The sequence below is a fragment of the Stenotrophomonas sp. PAMC25021 genome (assembly GCF_004795795.1).
GTDB classification, from domain to species: domain Bacteria; phylum Pseudomonadota; class Gammaproteobacteria; order Xanthomonadales; family Xanthomonadaceae; genus Stenotrophomonas; species Stenotrophomonas muris.
Window position 1 is genome coordinate 1,544,755 of record NZ_CP039255.1, and the last position, 14,035, is coordinate 1,558,789.

The following is a 14,035-nucleotide window of genomic DNA, read 5'->3' on the forward strand; positions in this document are numbered from 1 at the left end:
GTAATGGGATTCGCCAGGGCTGCGCCCTGCACCTGCCGAAACAACGGCAACAGCCGAAGCAACAGCAAAAGCTGGTTTCCTGAGGGTAGGCGGGGTCCCACTGCTGTTGGTGGGTGTCGACCTTGGTCGACACGCACGGAAACACGAAGGGGTCAGATCCTTTTCCCGCCGGAAAAGGGCTCTGACCCCATCGGTGTGTTGCTTGGGCGTGTTACCAGTTCGGGTCTTCGGCCGGGGCGGCAGCGGGCTTGGGCTTCGGCTTGGCCGCCGGGCGTGCGGCGGCGGCGGGAGCGGCCGAGACAGTCGCACCTGCGGCGGCGGCCGGCTTGCTGCCCAGCTTCTGGCGCAGTTCGATCTGGCCCGGGCGGAAACCGCCGCGCATCGCGTCGACGCCGTCTTCGATGGTGCCGTACGAGGTCTGTGCGGCCACGCGGTCGATGCGGATGGTGCAGCACGGGTGTTCACTGCGGCCCAGCGAGCGGCCGGTCTGCGGGTCCTTCAGTTCCTCGCCCAGGCGCACGGCCTGCCAGCGCTGGCCGGCCTGCAGGGTTTCGCCACCCTGGCTCAGCACCACCTGGTCACCGTCCACAGAAACCACCGACACCGGGAACAGCGTGGTGACGATGGTGGTACCGATCTGGCCCGACAGCGATTCCATCATCGCCGCGGCCATGTTGCGGCCGTTGACCACGCGGGGCAGGGTGCTCGGGCCGGTCGAGGCCAGCTGGTGGTCGAAGCTGTCGGACATCACCACCTGGCCGGTGGTGGCGTTGATCAGGCGCAGGGTGATGCGGCCGCCACCGGAGTACGAGGTCACCTGGCGGTCGGACATGCGCAGGTTGCGCACGCTGCGCGGGTACTCGAAGCGTTCGATGGTCGGGATCAGGATCAGGTCGGTCGCCAGCTGCTGGCCGACGCGTGCGGTGTCCTGCAGGCGTACGTTGCCGCTGTTGATATGGTCGATCTCGGCCTGCAGTTCGTCGCCGAACTCGCGATCCAGCACGATGAAGCGCTGGGTCTGGGTCAGCGTGTCGGACAGGCGCGCGCGGATCGCGTCGGCCACTTCATCGGCACTCACGCGGCCATCGCCCACGGCATAGCTGCCGGCCTTGGTGCGCGGCAGCGCGACCACGATCTTCGGCTTGCCCTGCTCGTCCGGTGCGCGGTACTGGGCAATCTGTGCACGCACGCGCACCTTCCAGTAGCTGCGCATGCTGCGGTGGGTCACATCCGAATCGAACGAGCTTGCGCCACGCTTGGCATCGACGCTGACCTTCTCGTCGTAGCTCTCCTTGACGCTGGCCGAGGCTCCGCCGCCCTTGGCCGTGGCCTCGCCGGACGCGCTGGCAGAGGCCGAACCCTTGAAGCTCCAGCCTTCGTCGCTGGCGCGCACGCGCGCGATGGTTTCTTCATCCAGCTGCCGCACTTCGTCCTGCGACAGGATTTCATAGCCCAGCACCGCGCCCTGCGAGCCGGCGATCATCTGCTGGGTGAACGCGTCGGCGCGGATATCGCCGACGTGTTCGTCATCCACATCCACATGCAGGCCTGCACGCAGGCTCTGCATCTGGCTGGCCACGCGTACGCCGTTGACCTGCGCCACCGCCGACTGCAACGCCGCCAGCACCGCCAGTTCCGGGGTGCTGCCGATGCCGTCGGCCTCGCGCGCGACCTGGGTGGTGCCGCCGAAATCCGGCGTGCCACGCAGGGGCGCTGCTTCCACTGGCGCATTGCTGGCCAGTGCACTGGTTGCCTTGTCCTTGGCAGGTGCGGGCGCTTCGGCCGGGGTGTCCTGCTTGCCACAGGCTGCAAGCAGCGCGGCAGCCAGGCCCAGGCCGATCAAACGGGAGGTCGTACGCATGGGGATTCGCCTCGGATCAGTTCATCTTGTCCAGCTGGCCCAGCATCGAGTCGGCGTTGGACGGCACCTTGACCTTGCTCTTCTTGGCGAAGGTCACAGCCGACTTGGTCGAACCGTACAGGCCCTGGATGAAGCCCGGCGATTCCTTGGCCACCCATGCACCAGCGGCCAGCTTGCGGCCGACGGTAGCCATCTGGGTGGCGCCCAGGTTCTTCATGCCGGCGGTGAAGTTGCTGGCTTCGCCACCCAGCTTCTGCGCTTCGGCAGCCGAGGACAGCAGCGAGACCAGGCCTTCGGCGTAGTGCTGCTTGGATTCAGCGTTCAGCTCCGGCTGCGCGGCCTGGCGCTCGTCGATCGCGGCCTGGGCGGCTTCGCTGACCGACACCGACTTCTTCATCGCATCGACGCTGACCGAACCCGACGACAGCGCCTGGCGCTCGGCTTCCAGCAGCTGCACCTGCTCGGCCAGGCCGAAGGCACGGGCGAACGAGGTCTGGGCCTGCAGCGAGTGCGACTGCGAGCTGACGAAACGACGCACCAGCGCTTCCTGCGCGGCTTCGTCCGGGGCAGCAGCGCTGGAGGTGCTGCTGGAGGAGCCGGTGGAGCCACCGGCCAGGTCCTTCAGCTTGCCCAGGCCGGCATGGGCCGGCATCGACAGGGTGGCGGCCGCGATGGCCAGGGCAAGAGCGGTATTGCGGATCATGTGAGAGTCCTTTGGAAGAAACGGCCGCGTGCGGCACGTGGGGAATCGGTAACCCAGGGGCGATGCCGAGCGAGCTCGGCACCCAACGGGGCGGCGGATCAGCGGACCGCCTTGACGTTCAGTTCGTTGATCATCTGCTGGGCGGCCTTTTCGGCAGCCAGCTGCAGGGCATTGGTACGGGCCACGGTTTCATTCGGGCCGGTGCCGGAGAACTGCACCGGGCCGACCGACGACACGGTGCGCGGGAAACGACCGGTCACGTCCAGCACCTTGCCGGTGACAGTGACGAACACGCGGGTGTTGCCGCTGGCCGGATCGCGGTCACGCATGCCGACGTCGAGGGTGCCGACGGCGATGTACGGGATGTTGGCCGCACGGATGCCATTGGCGGTGTCGCGCAGGGTGGCCGGGGCCAGGTCGTTGCCGGTGCTGAAGTCCTTGCGGATGCGCTCGATGCTGAGCAGGCCGCGCGACTCGCCTTCCACGTACTCGGCTTCAACCACCTCGTAGCCGGCGGCGCTGAAGGCACCGGTCATCGCGGTGTTGACTTCGGCGGCGTTGGCCACCTTCCAGGTGATGTTGTCGGCGCGCGCGGTGGTGCTGCCGCCGCTGGTGACCGACACCGAACCGTTCTGGTTGATGCTGCCGTTGGTGCTGACCGAATTGCCGCGGAAGCTGTCGCCTTCACGGGTGTTCTCGCTGTAGCTGCTGCTGGCGTCGACGCGGCGGTATTCCTTGTCCTGGAACGACTGCACGGTGTCCTGCGAGCGCGCCATGAACAGGAACGTCAGCAGCGAGCGCTGCGCAGCGGTGGCGCCGGCCACGGCCGAACCCGCATCCAGCTTGGTCTGCAGCAGGGTGGTGTTGATCTCGGCGCGGACGGTGACGCTGTAGGTCTTGGCCTTCTTGTCTTCGGTGTCCGACAGCTGCACGGCGCTGAGCACGTAGCGGTCGATCTCGCCGATGAACTCGGCGCGGCGCGCCTCGAACAGGCGCAGCTTGGCCGCACCGGTTTCGGCGATGTACGCCTCCAGGGCATTGACCTTGGCCTTGTTCAGGGCCTGGGCACGGGTATCGGCGCTCAGGCGCAGGCCGTAGCTGGCCGAGCCGGTACCGCGCGAACTCGCGGTCTGCGCAGCGACCGGCGAGGCCACCGCCAGCGCGATGAGGATGAGCAGGATGGTACGCATCAACGACATGACTTGATCAACTCCTGGAGGGCTTGGGTCTGCTGCTGCAACGGGCGGCCGCCCGGCTTCTGTTCGTCCAGCCAGGCGCGCGAATCGGCACGCTTGGCGGCGGCGCCGGCGAAGGCGTCGAAGCCGGCCAGCAGGGTTTCGTAGCTGGCCGACCACTGGTCGACCTGCCACTGCGTGACCGGCACCACCTTGGTGGCCCCCTTGCGCAGCGGCTGTTCGAAATAGACCTTGCCCGAGAACGGCTCGCTCACCTTGGCGGTGAAGAAGGCGCCGAACAGCATCGTCTTCATCGCCGGGGTTTCCTCGATCACGCCGTTCTTCAGTGCATCGACCTGCAGCTGGATGACGTAGTCGGGTTCGGGAATCTTCAGCTGGTAGACCTTGCCGTCGGCAAAGCGGGCGGCCATCGCACCGCCGATCGCCTGGCCCGAGGCCGGCGGCAGCAGGCCAACGCCAGTGTTGGACGACAGCGTCTTGGACAGTTCGTGCGCAAGCGTGGCACGCAGCGGTGCTTCCCACTTCGGATCGGGCAGCTTGGCGCGTGCCGCGTCGGACAGGGTCACCCCGCCCACCTGCAGGCGACGCACGGCGGCATCGGGCAACCGGGCCTGCGCCAGGCTGGCCGCCAGTACCTGCGACAGGCTGGTATCGGCACCGCCGTACAGCAGATCGGCGACGATCGCGTCGATATCGTCGTTGTCCGGACGGTAGTCCTGCACGTCGATGCGCTGCAGGGTGAGCGGATAGGAGGCGATCACCTGGCGCTCGCGGAAGTCGAAGAACAACGCCTGCAGCGCCACTTCCACCAGCACCTTGTACTGGTCGCCGATCGGTTCGACCGAGACCAGCTCGCGATCCAGCGCAGCGGCCAGCACGGTGGCACTGGTGGTGCCGTCGAGCATCGCCACCGGCTGGTCGATCAGCTCCAGGTGGGCCGGTGCGCGGCGCTTGAGCGACTGTGCCAGCGTCTGGTTCAGCGGGACCAGCCCACGCCGTTCCAGCACCGCGTGCGCATGCGGGGTGGTCGCCTGCACGGCGGCGGCGTCAGCGGTATAGGCAAAACCGGCCCAATAGGCCTGCTGTGATTTGTCCGCAGCCTGCACGGCCATCGGCCATACGGCCAGGCACAGGGCACAGGCAAGCAGGCGCGCAAAAGCGCGCGATGCGCTCTTCGTCCTTGAATACATCCAACCGCTCCTCGGTCAATACGCACGGATCGCGGACGCTGATGCGCCCGCTGGGCGCGAAACATAGCCGCTCAGGCGGCCGGCGACAAGTGCTGCCTTTGTCGGCTCAGTCCGTGGGGGGCAGGCCCGCGCGTTGCCGCAGCAGTCCGCGCTCGGCCTGGTTCTGGCTGAGCCGAGCGGCCTGGCCAAAAGCGTCACGTGCGTCCTGCTCACGCCCCAGTGCCTGCAGCAGCTCGCCGCGCACCACCTGCAGCGGCGCGTAGTCGCGCAGGCGCGGATCGACCAGCAGTGGCTGCAGTTGTGCCCACGCGGCGAAGGCACCGTCGCTGCGCAGGATCGCCACCACCCGGTTCAATGCCACCACCGGCGAAGGTTGCACCTGCAGCAGCTGTGTATAAAGCGCAGCAATACGCGGCCAATCAGTGGCGTCAGCATGCCGCGCAGCCGCATGGCAGGCCGCGATGCGCGCCTGCAGCACGTAGGGATCCTGGTCGCCACCGATGGCCAATGCGCGCGCCAGCACCTGCTGCCCACGTTCGATCTGCAGCCAATCCCAGCGCGCGCGGTTCTGCTGGTCCAGCAGCACCGGCACCCCCTGCGCGTCCACCCGTGCCGCTGCACGCGAGGCCTGCAGTTCCATCAGCGCCAGCAGGCCCAGTACCGGCGGCACCGGCAACCGATGCGCCAGGATGCGGGCCAGCCGCAGCGCTTCCTCGCACAGCGCCGGGCGCATCCAGTCATCACCGGCACTGGCCGCATAGCCTTCGTTGAACACCAGATAGATCGCCTCCAGCACCGAGGCCAGGCGCTCCGGCATCGCCTCCGCGCGCGGCACTTCATAGGGCACCTGCTTCTGCGCCAGGGTGCGCTTGGCGCGCACGATGCGCTGGGCGATGGTCGGCTCCGGCTGCAGGAACGCACGCGCGATCTCGATGGTGGTCAGGCCACCGAGCAGGCGCAGGGTCAGTGCCACCCGCGCATCGGCCGGCAGCACGGGATGGCAGGCCACGAACATCAGCCGCAGCAGGTCATCGCCCAGGTCGTCCTCCAGGGCCTGGCTGTCATCCGGCGCCGGCAGTGCCGCCGGATGCAGTTCCTCGCCCCACTGCGCATGCTGCTGCGCCACCCGCTGGTGCTGGCGCAGCACATCGATGGCACGGTTGCGCGCGGTGGTCATCAGCCAGGCTCCGGGGTTGTCCGGGATACCCTGCTCCGGCCAACGCTCCAGCGCGGCCAGCCAGGTGTCCTGGGCCAGCTCCTCGGCACGGCCGACATCGCCACCGAGCAGCCGCGCCAGGCGCGCGATCAGCACTGGCGACTCCATCCGCCAGAGGGTTTCCAGACGCTGCGTCAGTGCGTGCTCGAGCATGCGCCGATCACAGCACGCACGCCCGGCCCGCACAAGCGCCGCAGCTCACGCTTCAACAATCGGCTTGAAGCCACCCCAGAACATGCGCCGGGTATCGAACGGCATGTCCTTCGGGCCCAGCGACGCCAGCCGCGGGTCGGCCAACACCTTTGCGTTGATGCGGTCGCGTGCCGCGCGCGAGCGGAACACCACGAAGGCGACGATCACCGTCTCGCCCGGTTTCGCCTTGACAGCGCGCGGGAACGAGGTGCTCTTGCCCGGCTCCACATCGTCGGCCACGCATTCCATGTACTGCAGCGCGCCATGGTCCTTCCACACCGCGCCGGCCTTGCGGGCAAGGCGGCGGTAGGCCGCCACCTTGTCCTGCGGGCACGGCAGCACGTAAGCATCCACGTAAGCCATGCGGGTTCTCCCTGCGGCGGCCGTCAGCCCGGCTCGCCGTCCATGTGTGCGATTTCCCAGAGATGGCCATCCAGGTCCTGGAAGCCACGCTGGTACATGAAACCGTAGTCGCGCGCGGGCTGCGGTTCGCTGGCGCCGGCCGCCAGTGCCTTGTCCACCATCACGTCCACCGCCTTGCGGCTGTCCGCCGACAGGCAGGTGATCACCTCGGTCTGGCTGCGTGCATCGGCGATCGGCTTGGTGGTGAACTGCTTGAAGAACGGCTGGGTCAGCAGCATCACGAAGATGCTCTCGCTGATCACCATGCAGGCGGCATCGTCATTGGTGAAGGTCGGGTTGAAGCTGTAGCCCAGCGCTGCGAAAAAGGTCTTGGACGCGTTCAGATCCTGCACGGGCAGGTTGACGAAGATCATCTGCGGTTGCGGTGCACTCATCGGTGAAGCTCCTTGTGGATGAAAGAAAGAGAGGAATCAGGGCTGCTTCATGCAGTTGACCATCCACGGCTTGCCATAGCGGTCGACCAGCATGCCCCAGCGGTGCGCCCAGAACGTTTCGGCGATCGGCATCTGCACCTGCCCCCCCTCGGCCAGCGCGGCAAACACGCGTTCGGCTTCTTCGATGCTGTCGACATCAACATTGATGGTGGTCGAGCCACCCTCGCCGCCGCCGGGGCCGTCGGCCGCCATCACGATGGCGTTGCCGATCTCCAGCTGGCTGTGGGCGACGTGGTCCAGCGTCTGCGCCGGCATTTCATTGCAGCCGGGCATGCCATCGGACGGCGGCATGTCGCGGTATTTCATTTCCGAAGTGACCTGGCCACCCAGTGCCTTGGCGTAGAACGCCATCGCCTCGTGGGCCTGGCCGCTGAAGCCGAGGAAGGGAATCAGTCTCATGGCAATACTCCGTGATGTGGTTCAGGGCGGTAGCGCCGGGTCGTGCCCGGCGTGGAGATGAATCGGGTCAACCTTCCAGCTGTGCACGCAGACGCTGTTCCTGCTGCTGTAATTCGGGGGTGAAGGCTTCACCGAAGTCTTCAGCGGAGATCAAGGGACGCAGTTCGAGCGTGCCGCCACTGCCGAACGGCGCGCGGCTGGCCCATTCAACCGCTTCGTCCAGCGACCGCACCTCCCACAGCCAGAAGCCGGCGATCTGTTCACTGGCAGGACCGAACGGACCGGCCTCGACCTGGGGTGCCCCGCCGCCGAAGTGAATGCGACGGCCGCGCTGGGTGGCGTGCAGGCCTTCACCGGCCAGCATGATGCCGGCGGCCACCAGTTGTTCGTTGAAGGCGCCCATTTCGGACAGTTCCTGTTCGCTGGGCATGCGGCCGGCTTCGGAGTCGGCGTTGGCCTTCACGATCACCATCACTTTCATTGCGGTCTCCCGTGGGGACGCGTGGTGCGTGCCCTTCATTGGGTACAACGAACCAGGGTCATCGGAATCGACACGTTTCCGGAAATTTTTTTTCTGCGTGGAAGGCACGCCTTCGGCGGGAGTCGGCGAACGGCGGAGCCCCTCCGTGGTGGGTTGGGTGGGTCGCTGAAAGCGCGGGTTCATGGGTTTGGCCGGGTGGGTAGGCGGGTCGGGGGACGCCGTAAACCCATCCATGGGGGCTTGGCCGCGGCATCCATGCCGCGGACACCCCCGCCCCGCCTACCCACCCGGCCCTGGACAGTTTCCTGCCTCCGGTACCCACCACGGGAAGATCAAGAGAAAAGGCAACAGCAACAGCAAAAGCAACAGCAAAAGCAAAGGCGGTTGGCTGGCGGGCTCGGCTTTGCGAGCGAAGCGACCCGCTTTTGCTCTTGCTTGTTGATTTCCCGTGGTGGATCGGCCGCCGGAATCTGTCTGGGGCCGGGCGGGTGGGGTTGGCGGGGTATCCGCGCCGTGGATGGCGCGGCTAAGCCTCCAGGGACGGATTCACGGCGTCCCCGCCAATCCCGCCCGCCCGGCCCACCCTCAGGAAACCCGCTTTCAGCGACCCACCCACCCCACCACGGAGGGGCTCCGCCGTTCGCCGATCGCCCGCCGCAGGCGGCTTTTCGCGCTGCAGCATGCCGGCGGGCAAACCTGCGCCATCATGGATACCCCGCCCCCGCCAGGACCGTCCCATGCAGCAGTACCTGCTTCTGATCTATATCGAGCCTGCCCTGCTGCAGGCCCTGCCCATCGAAGAATTCAACGCGCTGATGCGCGACTGCCTGGCCCACGCCGACAAGCTGCAGGCCGAAGGCACGCTGCTGGCCGCGCAGAAACTGCAGCCGGTCGACACTGCACAGACCCTGCGCGTGCGTGATGGCAACAGCCGTGTTCTCGATGGCCCGTTCGCCGAAACCCGCGAACTGCTGGCCGGCTTCAACCTGATCGTCGCCCGCGACCGCGACGAAGCCATGCGCATCGCCCGCGACTTCCCGTGGGCGCGCTTCGGCAGCATCGAAGTGCGGCCGCTGGAAGACATGGACGCCGAGCGCGAACGTTGCGGCGCCCCGGCTGCGGCTATGGCAGCAGCCGTACCCTGATCTCGCGCGGGCCGACGCCTTCGTTGCCGCTGTAGTCGCGCACGCTGGCGCGCACGATGTACTCGCCCGGCGGCAGCGCCGCCGGCTGCCAGCGCCCGGTTTCCATCAGGCCGTCGCGCACGGTGTTGGTGGCCAGGTAGCGGAAACGGGTGACCGCGCTGCCATGCACGGTGATGCCGCTGTCCGGTGCGTAGGCCACGCGCACCGCTTCCTTCTGCGGCGGCATGCGGTTGAACACGATGTTCCAGCGCGGCTGCTCGTAACCCTGCAGCGGCTGCCCAGCGGCATCGAGGATCTGGTAACCGACCTGGTACATGCCCAGGCGGCGGCGCGGCAGGTTGTTGTCGACCTGGTCCCAGGCCTCGACCACGATCTGCACGCCGCGGCCCTGGCGCGCCACCATCACCACGCCATCGCTGCCGGCGGCCATCGGCTGGTCGTTGTCGTCCAGCAGGGCCACATCGGTGATGCGCGGCGCGAAGTGGTCGGCGTAGCCCTGGAAGCCCAGCGCCACCGCGTTGGTCTCGAAGCCGCCGGTACCCACCGCCAGGTGCACGTGCGCCTGGTTGTTGATGCTACCCAGGCGGTCACCGACGTGGATGCGCATGCCGCGGCGCACGCGCATCCGCTCCAGCCTGCCCTGCTCGTCGTACAGCGCCTGCCAGCGCGCATCGTAGGGTTCGTCGCGCGGGGTGCGGCCGACCCGCATGTGGATGTACTTGAGGCGATCCACGACCAGGCCCTCGGCCTGCTCACCCAGGTTCCAGGCGGCCACCGGGCTGCTGATCTTGCCTTCGGCGATCGCCAGCACGGTCTGGCCCACATCACCGCGCACGTCGAAGCCGCCATGCAGGTGGTGGCGGCTCTCACCGGTGAAGTTGCCGCGCACCTCGCCCAGGGTGCCGACCACTTCGTGCCAGCCGTCCTGCGGTGCCAGCGGCCAACGGCCCCCGGTCTTCGGCAGCGCGGCATCGGCAGCCGGCCCGACCAGTGCCGGTGCCGGCAGGTCGCCCACCGGCAGCGGGCGCAGGCGATGCAGGCGGTAGCTGGCGGCGTCGGCCACCAGCACGCTGCCATCGGCATCCAGCGCCAATCCGCTGGGGCGGGCCAGGCGCGGCAGGCGGCCATTGCCGACCAGCGCGATCTGATGGCCCTGCGGCGTCACCTGCACGATGCGGCCATCGAGATCACCCACGTACAGCACGCCGTCATGGGTGGTGGCCAACGACAGCGGCCCATTGATCACGCCACCGGCGGCGACCACGGTGCTGACCGTACCATCGGCACCCACCCGGCGCACGGCGTTGTTGAACAGGTCGGCCACCAGCAACGCGCCCTGCGCGTCGAAGGCCAGCGCCACCGGCGTATCGAAGCGCGCAGCGGCGCCCACGCCATCGGCAAGGCCCGGCCGATCACCACCGGCCAGGGTGCGCACGCTGCCATCCGTACCGATCACCCGGATGCGATCGTTGAACGTATCGGCCACGTAAACCTGGCCCTGCGCATCCACGGCGATGCCCATCGGCGCATCGAAGCGGGCCTGCGCGGCAGGGCCGTCGGCGTGGCCCTGTTCGCCACCGGCCAGCGTGGTCACCTGGCCATCGGTGCTGATGCGGCGGATCGCATGGTTGCCGGTGTCGGCCACATACAGGTTGCCCTGCGCGTCGGCGGCAATGCCCGAAGGCGTGTTGAAACTGGCCTGCAGTGCAGGGCCATCGACACGTCCCTCGCCCTGCCCGGCCACCGTTTCAACGCGGCCATCGGGAAGGCGGCGACGGATCCGGTTGTTGTCGCCGGCATCGGTGAAATAGACGCTGCCATCGGCACTGCGCAGCAACGCGTACGGATCGGCGAAGCGTGCCTCCGCGGACGCGCCATCACGGTCACCCGGGTGGCCATCGCCGGCCAGCGGTTCAATCTGCGCGGTCCACGCCAACGGCGTCGGAGCCGGACCCGCCGGTTCAGCCAGCGTATGCAGCGGTGTCTCCCACCAGGTCGCAGCCAATGCCACTACCGTCGCCAACGCTACGCCTGCCGCCATCCATTGCCACCGTGCCATCGTGCTGCGCTGCCTGCCTGCTGTCTGAAGAGGCACCGACAATAGACGCTGCGCGTGCGATCCGCCACGGCCGATTGTGCGGCTGAACGCCAGAATTCGCTTCGTCGTGCTTGTCCTCGCTGGCTGCAGCAGGTTCAATGCGGTTCCCACGGATGGAGATTCTCCATGCCCCGCGTTCTCCCGCTCACCGCCCTGCTGCTGGCCGCATTGGCCAGCACATCCGCCACTGCTTCGATCACGGTGGCGCCGCAGAAGCCGTCAATCACCGCCGATGCGATGCACCAGGCCTATGCCACGCGCTGGGATGAGGCCATCCAGCAGTCACGCAGTGGCAACACGCTGGGCGCGCTGATCAGCATGGAACGGCTGATGGAGGATCCCCTGCTGGACGACTTCGATGCCGAGCATCGTGGCCGCGCCTCGCAGGTCGCTGGCTGGACCGCACTGATGCAGAAGAAGCCGGCCCTGGCCCGCCGCTACCTGCAGCGGGCGCAGGAGGCCCTGCCGGAGGATGCACAGATCCTGCTTACCCAGGTGTCGGTGGAACTGTCGGACAACCAGCCGGCCGCAGCCACCACCTTCCTGGTGAAGGCACTGCAGCATGCCGACGCGCCGCTGCCGGTCGATCACCACGCCATCAACTACCTGCAGTACCGCCTGCGTGACCAGCCGATGAAGCGCATGGACCTGCTGCAGGCGCTGTTTGACAACGGCTGGAAAAGTGCCGGCCTGGAACCCACCGGGCTGTGGCTGACGCTGGCCACGCTGCAGGCCGACAATGGCCGTGGCGACGGCATTCCAGCCACGCTGGCCCGCATCGACAGCCCGGCCGAGATCATCCGCCTGCGCAGCGACAAGCGCTTCGACCGTTATGTCGATCGCGGCGATGCGCGTTTCGATCCGGTGCAGGCGGCGCAGCGCCACCTCGATGAACTGCGCGTCTCCGGCCTGCTCGACCGTGCACTGGACGCGCGCATGGCCGAGTTCAGCACCACCCTGCTCATGCTGGACCGCAACGAGGAAGTGCTGTCGTTGACCGAAGGCATGGCCGGTGCCGCGAGCAACGGCGAATCACCTGCCGCCGCCGAAGCGGAATGGGTGGCCTGGCTGCTCAACAGCCGGCTCACCGCACTGCGCCGGCTGGGCCGCACCGATGAGGCACTGGCCACGGCGCAACAGGCCCAACGCATCGGCGCACTCGGCCCGGATGGTGTCGAGCACCAGATGAATGTCGGCTTCGTCTTCAGTTCGCTGGGGCGCATGCAGGACGCTGCGCAGGCAGTGAATGACATGCCGGGCCTCGCCGGCTACGGCAAGGCCGCGCAGGCGCTGCTGCAGTTCGCCGCCGCCCGCGAGCGTGGTGATGCCAAAGCGCGCGAAGCGGCACGCGCGGTGATCCTGGCCCAGCGCGAGGATGCCCGCCTGTTCCATCGCGAAATGCTGCTGGAGGAAGGCAACCTGGACGGTGCCGCCGCCGTGCTGATCGAACAGCTGCGCTCGCCCATCGAACGCGGTGAAACCCTGGCCAGCCTGCAGGACATGCGCACGTATCCGTCATTGCCGGGTGATGTGCGCATCGATGCCGCGTGGCGTGCACTCAAGCAGCGTGCCGACGTGCAGGCCGAGGTGGCACGCGTCGGCCGCATCGAGCGCTACGACCTGGTCAGCACCTCCACCTCGCGCTGAGCGGCTTTTGTGTAGAGCCGAGCCGATGCTCGGCTGCAATTGGCGCAGCCGAGCATCGGCTCGGCTCTACAACGCCACGTGCAGGCGGCACCGTCCGCTAGCGCGCCGGCACTTCGGTGCGGATGCCCATCGCTTCGCGGTAGCGTGCGTACAGCGCCATCACCTTGTCCACGTAGGCCAGGGTTTCGGCGTAGGGCGGCACGCCCTTGTAGCGGGTGACCGCACCGATGCCCGCGTTGTAGGCGGCCGCCGCCAACGGGCGGTCGCCGTTGTAGCGGCGCAGCAGCGCGCGCATGTAGCGCGCGCCACCCTCGATCGACTGCTGCGGCGAGAACGGATCGCTCACCCCGTATTCCTGCGCGGTTTCGGGCATCAGCTGCATCACGCCCTGTGCGCCCTTGCTGGATACCGCCAGCGCGTCGAAATTGCTTTCGGCGTGGGCGATGGCACGCAGCCAGGCATCATCGACGCCGGTGGCCCTGGACGCGGCCTTGAACTGCCGGGCGTGCTGCGCCAGCTGCGGCGTGCCGACCTTGCCCAGGCCCTCGTGCGCCGGCTCGCCTGGCGGCGTGGCCACGGTGAACTTCAGGAACACCCGCGAGCCGGGCAGGTTGCGCGTGGAGTAGACCAGCGCCCCGTCCTGTTCGCGCTCGTACAGCACGCCGCTGAACACGCCCATGTTGCCCCACAGGTTCGGGGTCTGGACGGCGTTGTCGTCGATCTCCTTCGGCGTGCACCGCGATCCCGGCTCCGGCGCGGTGGCCAGGCTGACGGTGTTGCCCTGCACGCAGCGGTAGACGGTGCGCGCGGCGGCCAGCCCGGGCCACAGGCTGGGCAGCAGCAACAGCGCGAGCAGGAGGGGGCGAGGGGACATGGCGGCCGGATGATCCGGCCGTGCCCGCTAATGTTGGGTGAATGGGGGCCGGCAGGGCGGCGTCCTGCACCCGTGGTAGTGCCGGCCGCTGGCCGGCAACCTCAACAGCAACAGCCGTTTTCCCGCGAGGAGGCGGGGTGGGTCCCGCGACCTGCCGGGGTCACATCCCGTTGCTG

13 protein-coding genes are annotated in these 14,035 nt (G+C 68.0%); 2 read left to right on the plus strand and 11 right to left on the minus strand.

What is annotated here, in order from left to right; translation table 11 throughout:
- Positions 1–211 precede the first annotated feature (211 nt).
- The 9 genes from E5790_RS07350 to E5790_RS07390 form a co-directional block, all read right to left on the minus strand.
- Positions 212–1,861 carry a CsgG/HfaB family protein gene (locus tag E5790_RS07350; protein WP_111205905.1) on the minus strand — a complete coding sequence of 550 codons (1,650 nt, stop codon included), beginning with the start codon at positions 1,859–1,861 and terminating at the stop codon, positions 212–214.
- 16 nt (positions 1,862–1,877) lie between these two features.
- The gene (locus tag E5790_RS07355; RefSeq protein ID WP_049408541.1) at positions 1,878–2,564 is read right to left on the minus strand and encodes a hypothetical protein; all 687 of its coding nucleotides are present in this window, start codon (positions 2,562–2,564) and stop codon (positions 1,878–1,880) included.
- Positions 2,565–2,662: 98 nt separating this feature from the next.
- Positions 2,663–3,763 carry a hypothetical protein gene (locus E5790_RS07360; RefSeq protein ID WP_014645777.1) on the minus strand — a complete coding sequence of 367 codons (1,101 nt, stop codon included), beginning with the start codon at positions 3,761–3,763 and terminating at the stop codon, positions 2,663–2,665.
- Positions 3,754–4,950 (minus strand): hypothetical protein, encoded by a 1,197-nt coding sequence (locus E5790_RS07365; RefSeq protein WP_111205906.1) that lies wholly within the window; start codon positions 4,948–4,950, stop codon positions 3,754–3,756. The genes E5790_RS07360 and E5790_RS07365 overlap by 10 nt, the downstream gene beginning before the upstream one ends.
- Positions 4,951–5,056: 106 nt before the next feature.
- On the minus strand, positions 5,057–6,319 hold the full coding sequence (locus tag E5790_RS07370; RefSeq protein ID WP_111205907.1) for a sigma-70 family RNA polymerase sigma factor: 1,263 nt from the start codon (positions 6,317–6,319) through the stop codon (positions 5,057–5,059).
- Positions 6,320–6,364: 45 nt separating this feature from the next.
- On the minus strand, positions 6,365–6,721 hold the full coding sequence (locus E5790_RS07375; RefSeq protein WP_111205908.1) for a DUF1428 domain-containing protein: 357 nt from the start codon (positions 6,719–6,721) through the stop codon (positions 6,365–6,367).
- A 23-nt stretch (positions 6,722–6,744) separates the two neighbouring features.
- A complete protein-coding gene (locus tag E5790_RS07380; RefSeq protein ID WP_014645773.1) occupies positions 6,745–7,155 on the minus strand; it encodes a VOC family protein in 411 nt (136 codons plus the stop codon).
- A gap of 36 nt (positions 7,156–7,191) precedes the next feature.
- Complete coding sequence (locus E5790_RS07385; RefSeq protein WP_111205909.1) at positions 7,192–7,614, minus strand: VOC family protein; 423 nt, start codon at positions 7,612–7,614, stop codon at positions 7,192–7,194.
- A 67-nt stretch (positions 7,615–7,681) separates the two neighbouring features.
- Positions 7,682–8,095: a YciI family protein gene (locus E5790_RS07390; protein ID WP_014645771.1), complete on the minus strand. Its 414-nt coding sequence runs from the start codon at positions 8,093–8,095 to the stop codon at positions 7,682–7,684.
- 737 nt (positions 8,096–8,832) lie between these two features.
- Between E5790_RS07390 and E5790_RS07395 the strand changes: the two genes are divergently transcribed.
- A complete protein-coding gene (locus tag E5790_RS07395; RefSeq protein WP_012479004.1) occupies positions 8,833–9,240 on the plus strand; it encodes a YciI family protein in 408 nt (135 codons plus the stop codon).
- Here E5790_RS07395 and E5790_RS07400 read toward each other — a convergent pair.
- Positions 9,218–11,299: an NHL repeat-containing protein gene (locus E5790_RS07400; protein ID WP_126411675.1), complete on the minus strand. Its 2,082-nt coding sequence runs from the start codon at positions 11,297–11,299 to the stop codon at positions 9,218–9,220. The two genes, E5790_RS07395 and E5790_RS07400, sit on opposite strands and share 23 nt — an antisense overlap.
- Positions 11,300–11,464: 165 nt before the next feature.
- Between E5790_RS07400 and E5790_RS07405 the strand changes: the two genes are divergently transcribed.
- The gene (locus E5790_RS07405; protein ID WP_111206133.1) at positions 11,465–12,985 is read left to right on the plus strand and encodes a hypothetical protein; all 1,521 of its coding nucleotides are present in this window, start codon (positions 11,465–11,467) and stop codon (positions 12,983–12,985) included.
- Positions 12,986–13,082: 97 nt separating this feature from the next.
- On the opposite strand, the gene E5790_RS07410 is transcribed toward E5790_RS07405, so the two are convergent.
- Positions 13,083–13,859 carry a lytic transglycosylase domain-containing protein gene (locus E5790_RS07410; RefSeq protein ID WP_111206132.1) on the minus strand — a complete coding sequence of 259 codons (777 nt, stop codon included), beginning with the start codon at positions 13,857–13,859 and terminating at the stop codon, positions 13,083–13,085.
- Between the last annotated feature and the right edge of the window lie 176 nt (positions 13,860–14,035).

Bases quoted from the DNA above. Each gene is read 5' to 3' on its own strand.
- E5790_RS07375 (WP_111205908.1), bottom strand. From the start codon at position 6,721: ATGGCTTACGTGGATGCTTACGTGCTGCCGTGCCCGCAGGACAAGGTG.
- E5790_RS07410 (WP_111206132.1), bottom strand. From the start codon at position 13,859: ATGTCCCCTCGCCCCCTCCTGCTCGCGCTGTTGCTGCTGCCCAGCCTG.
- E5790_RS07350 (WP_111205905.1), bottom strand. From the start codon at position 1,861: ATGCGTACGACCTCCCGTTTGATCGGCCTGGGCCTGGCTGCCGCGCTG.
- E5790_RS07355 (WP_049408541.1), bottom strand. From the start codon at position 2,564: ATGATCCGCAATACCGCTCTTGCCCTGGCCATCGCGGCCGCCACCCTG.
- E5790_RS07395 (WP_012479004.1), top strand. From the start codon at position 8,833: ATGCAGCAGTACCTGCTTCTGATCTATATCGAGCCTGCCCTGCTGCAG.
- E5790_RS07390 (WP_014645771.1), bottom strand. From the start codon at position 8,095: ATGAAAGTGATGGTGATCGTGAAGGCCAACGCCGACTCCGAAGCCGGC.
- E5790_RS07360 (WP_014645777.1), bottom strand. From the start codon at position 3,763: ATGTCGTTGATGCGTACCATCCTGCTCATCCTCATCGCGCTGGCGGTG.
- E5790_RS07380 (WP_014645773.1), bottom strand. From the start codon at position 7,155: ATGAGTGCACCGCAACCGCAGATGATCTTCGTCAACCTGCCCGTGCAG.
- E5790_RS07385 (WP_111205909.1), bottom strand. From the start codon at position 7,614: ATGAGACTGATTCCCTTCCTCGGCTTCAGCGGCCAGGCCCACGAGGCG.
- E5790_RS07405 (WP_111206133.1), top strand. From the start codon at position 11,465: ATGCCCCGCGTTCTCCCGCTCACCGCCCTGCTGCTGGCCGCATTGGCC.
- E5790_RS07400 (WP_126411675.1), bottom strand. From the start codon at position 11,299: ATGGCACGGTGGCAATGGATGGCGGCAGGCGTAGCGTTGGCGACGGTA.
- E5790_RS07365 (WP_111205906.1), bottom strand. From the start codon at position 4,950: ATGTATTCAAGGACGAAGAGCGCATCGCGCGCTTTTGCGCGCCTGCTT.
- E5790_RS07370 (WP_111205907.1), bottom strand. From the start codon at position 6,319: ATGCTCGAGCACGCACTGACGCAGCGTCTGGAAACCCTCTGGCGGATG.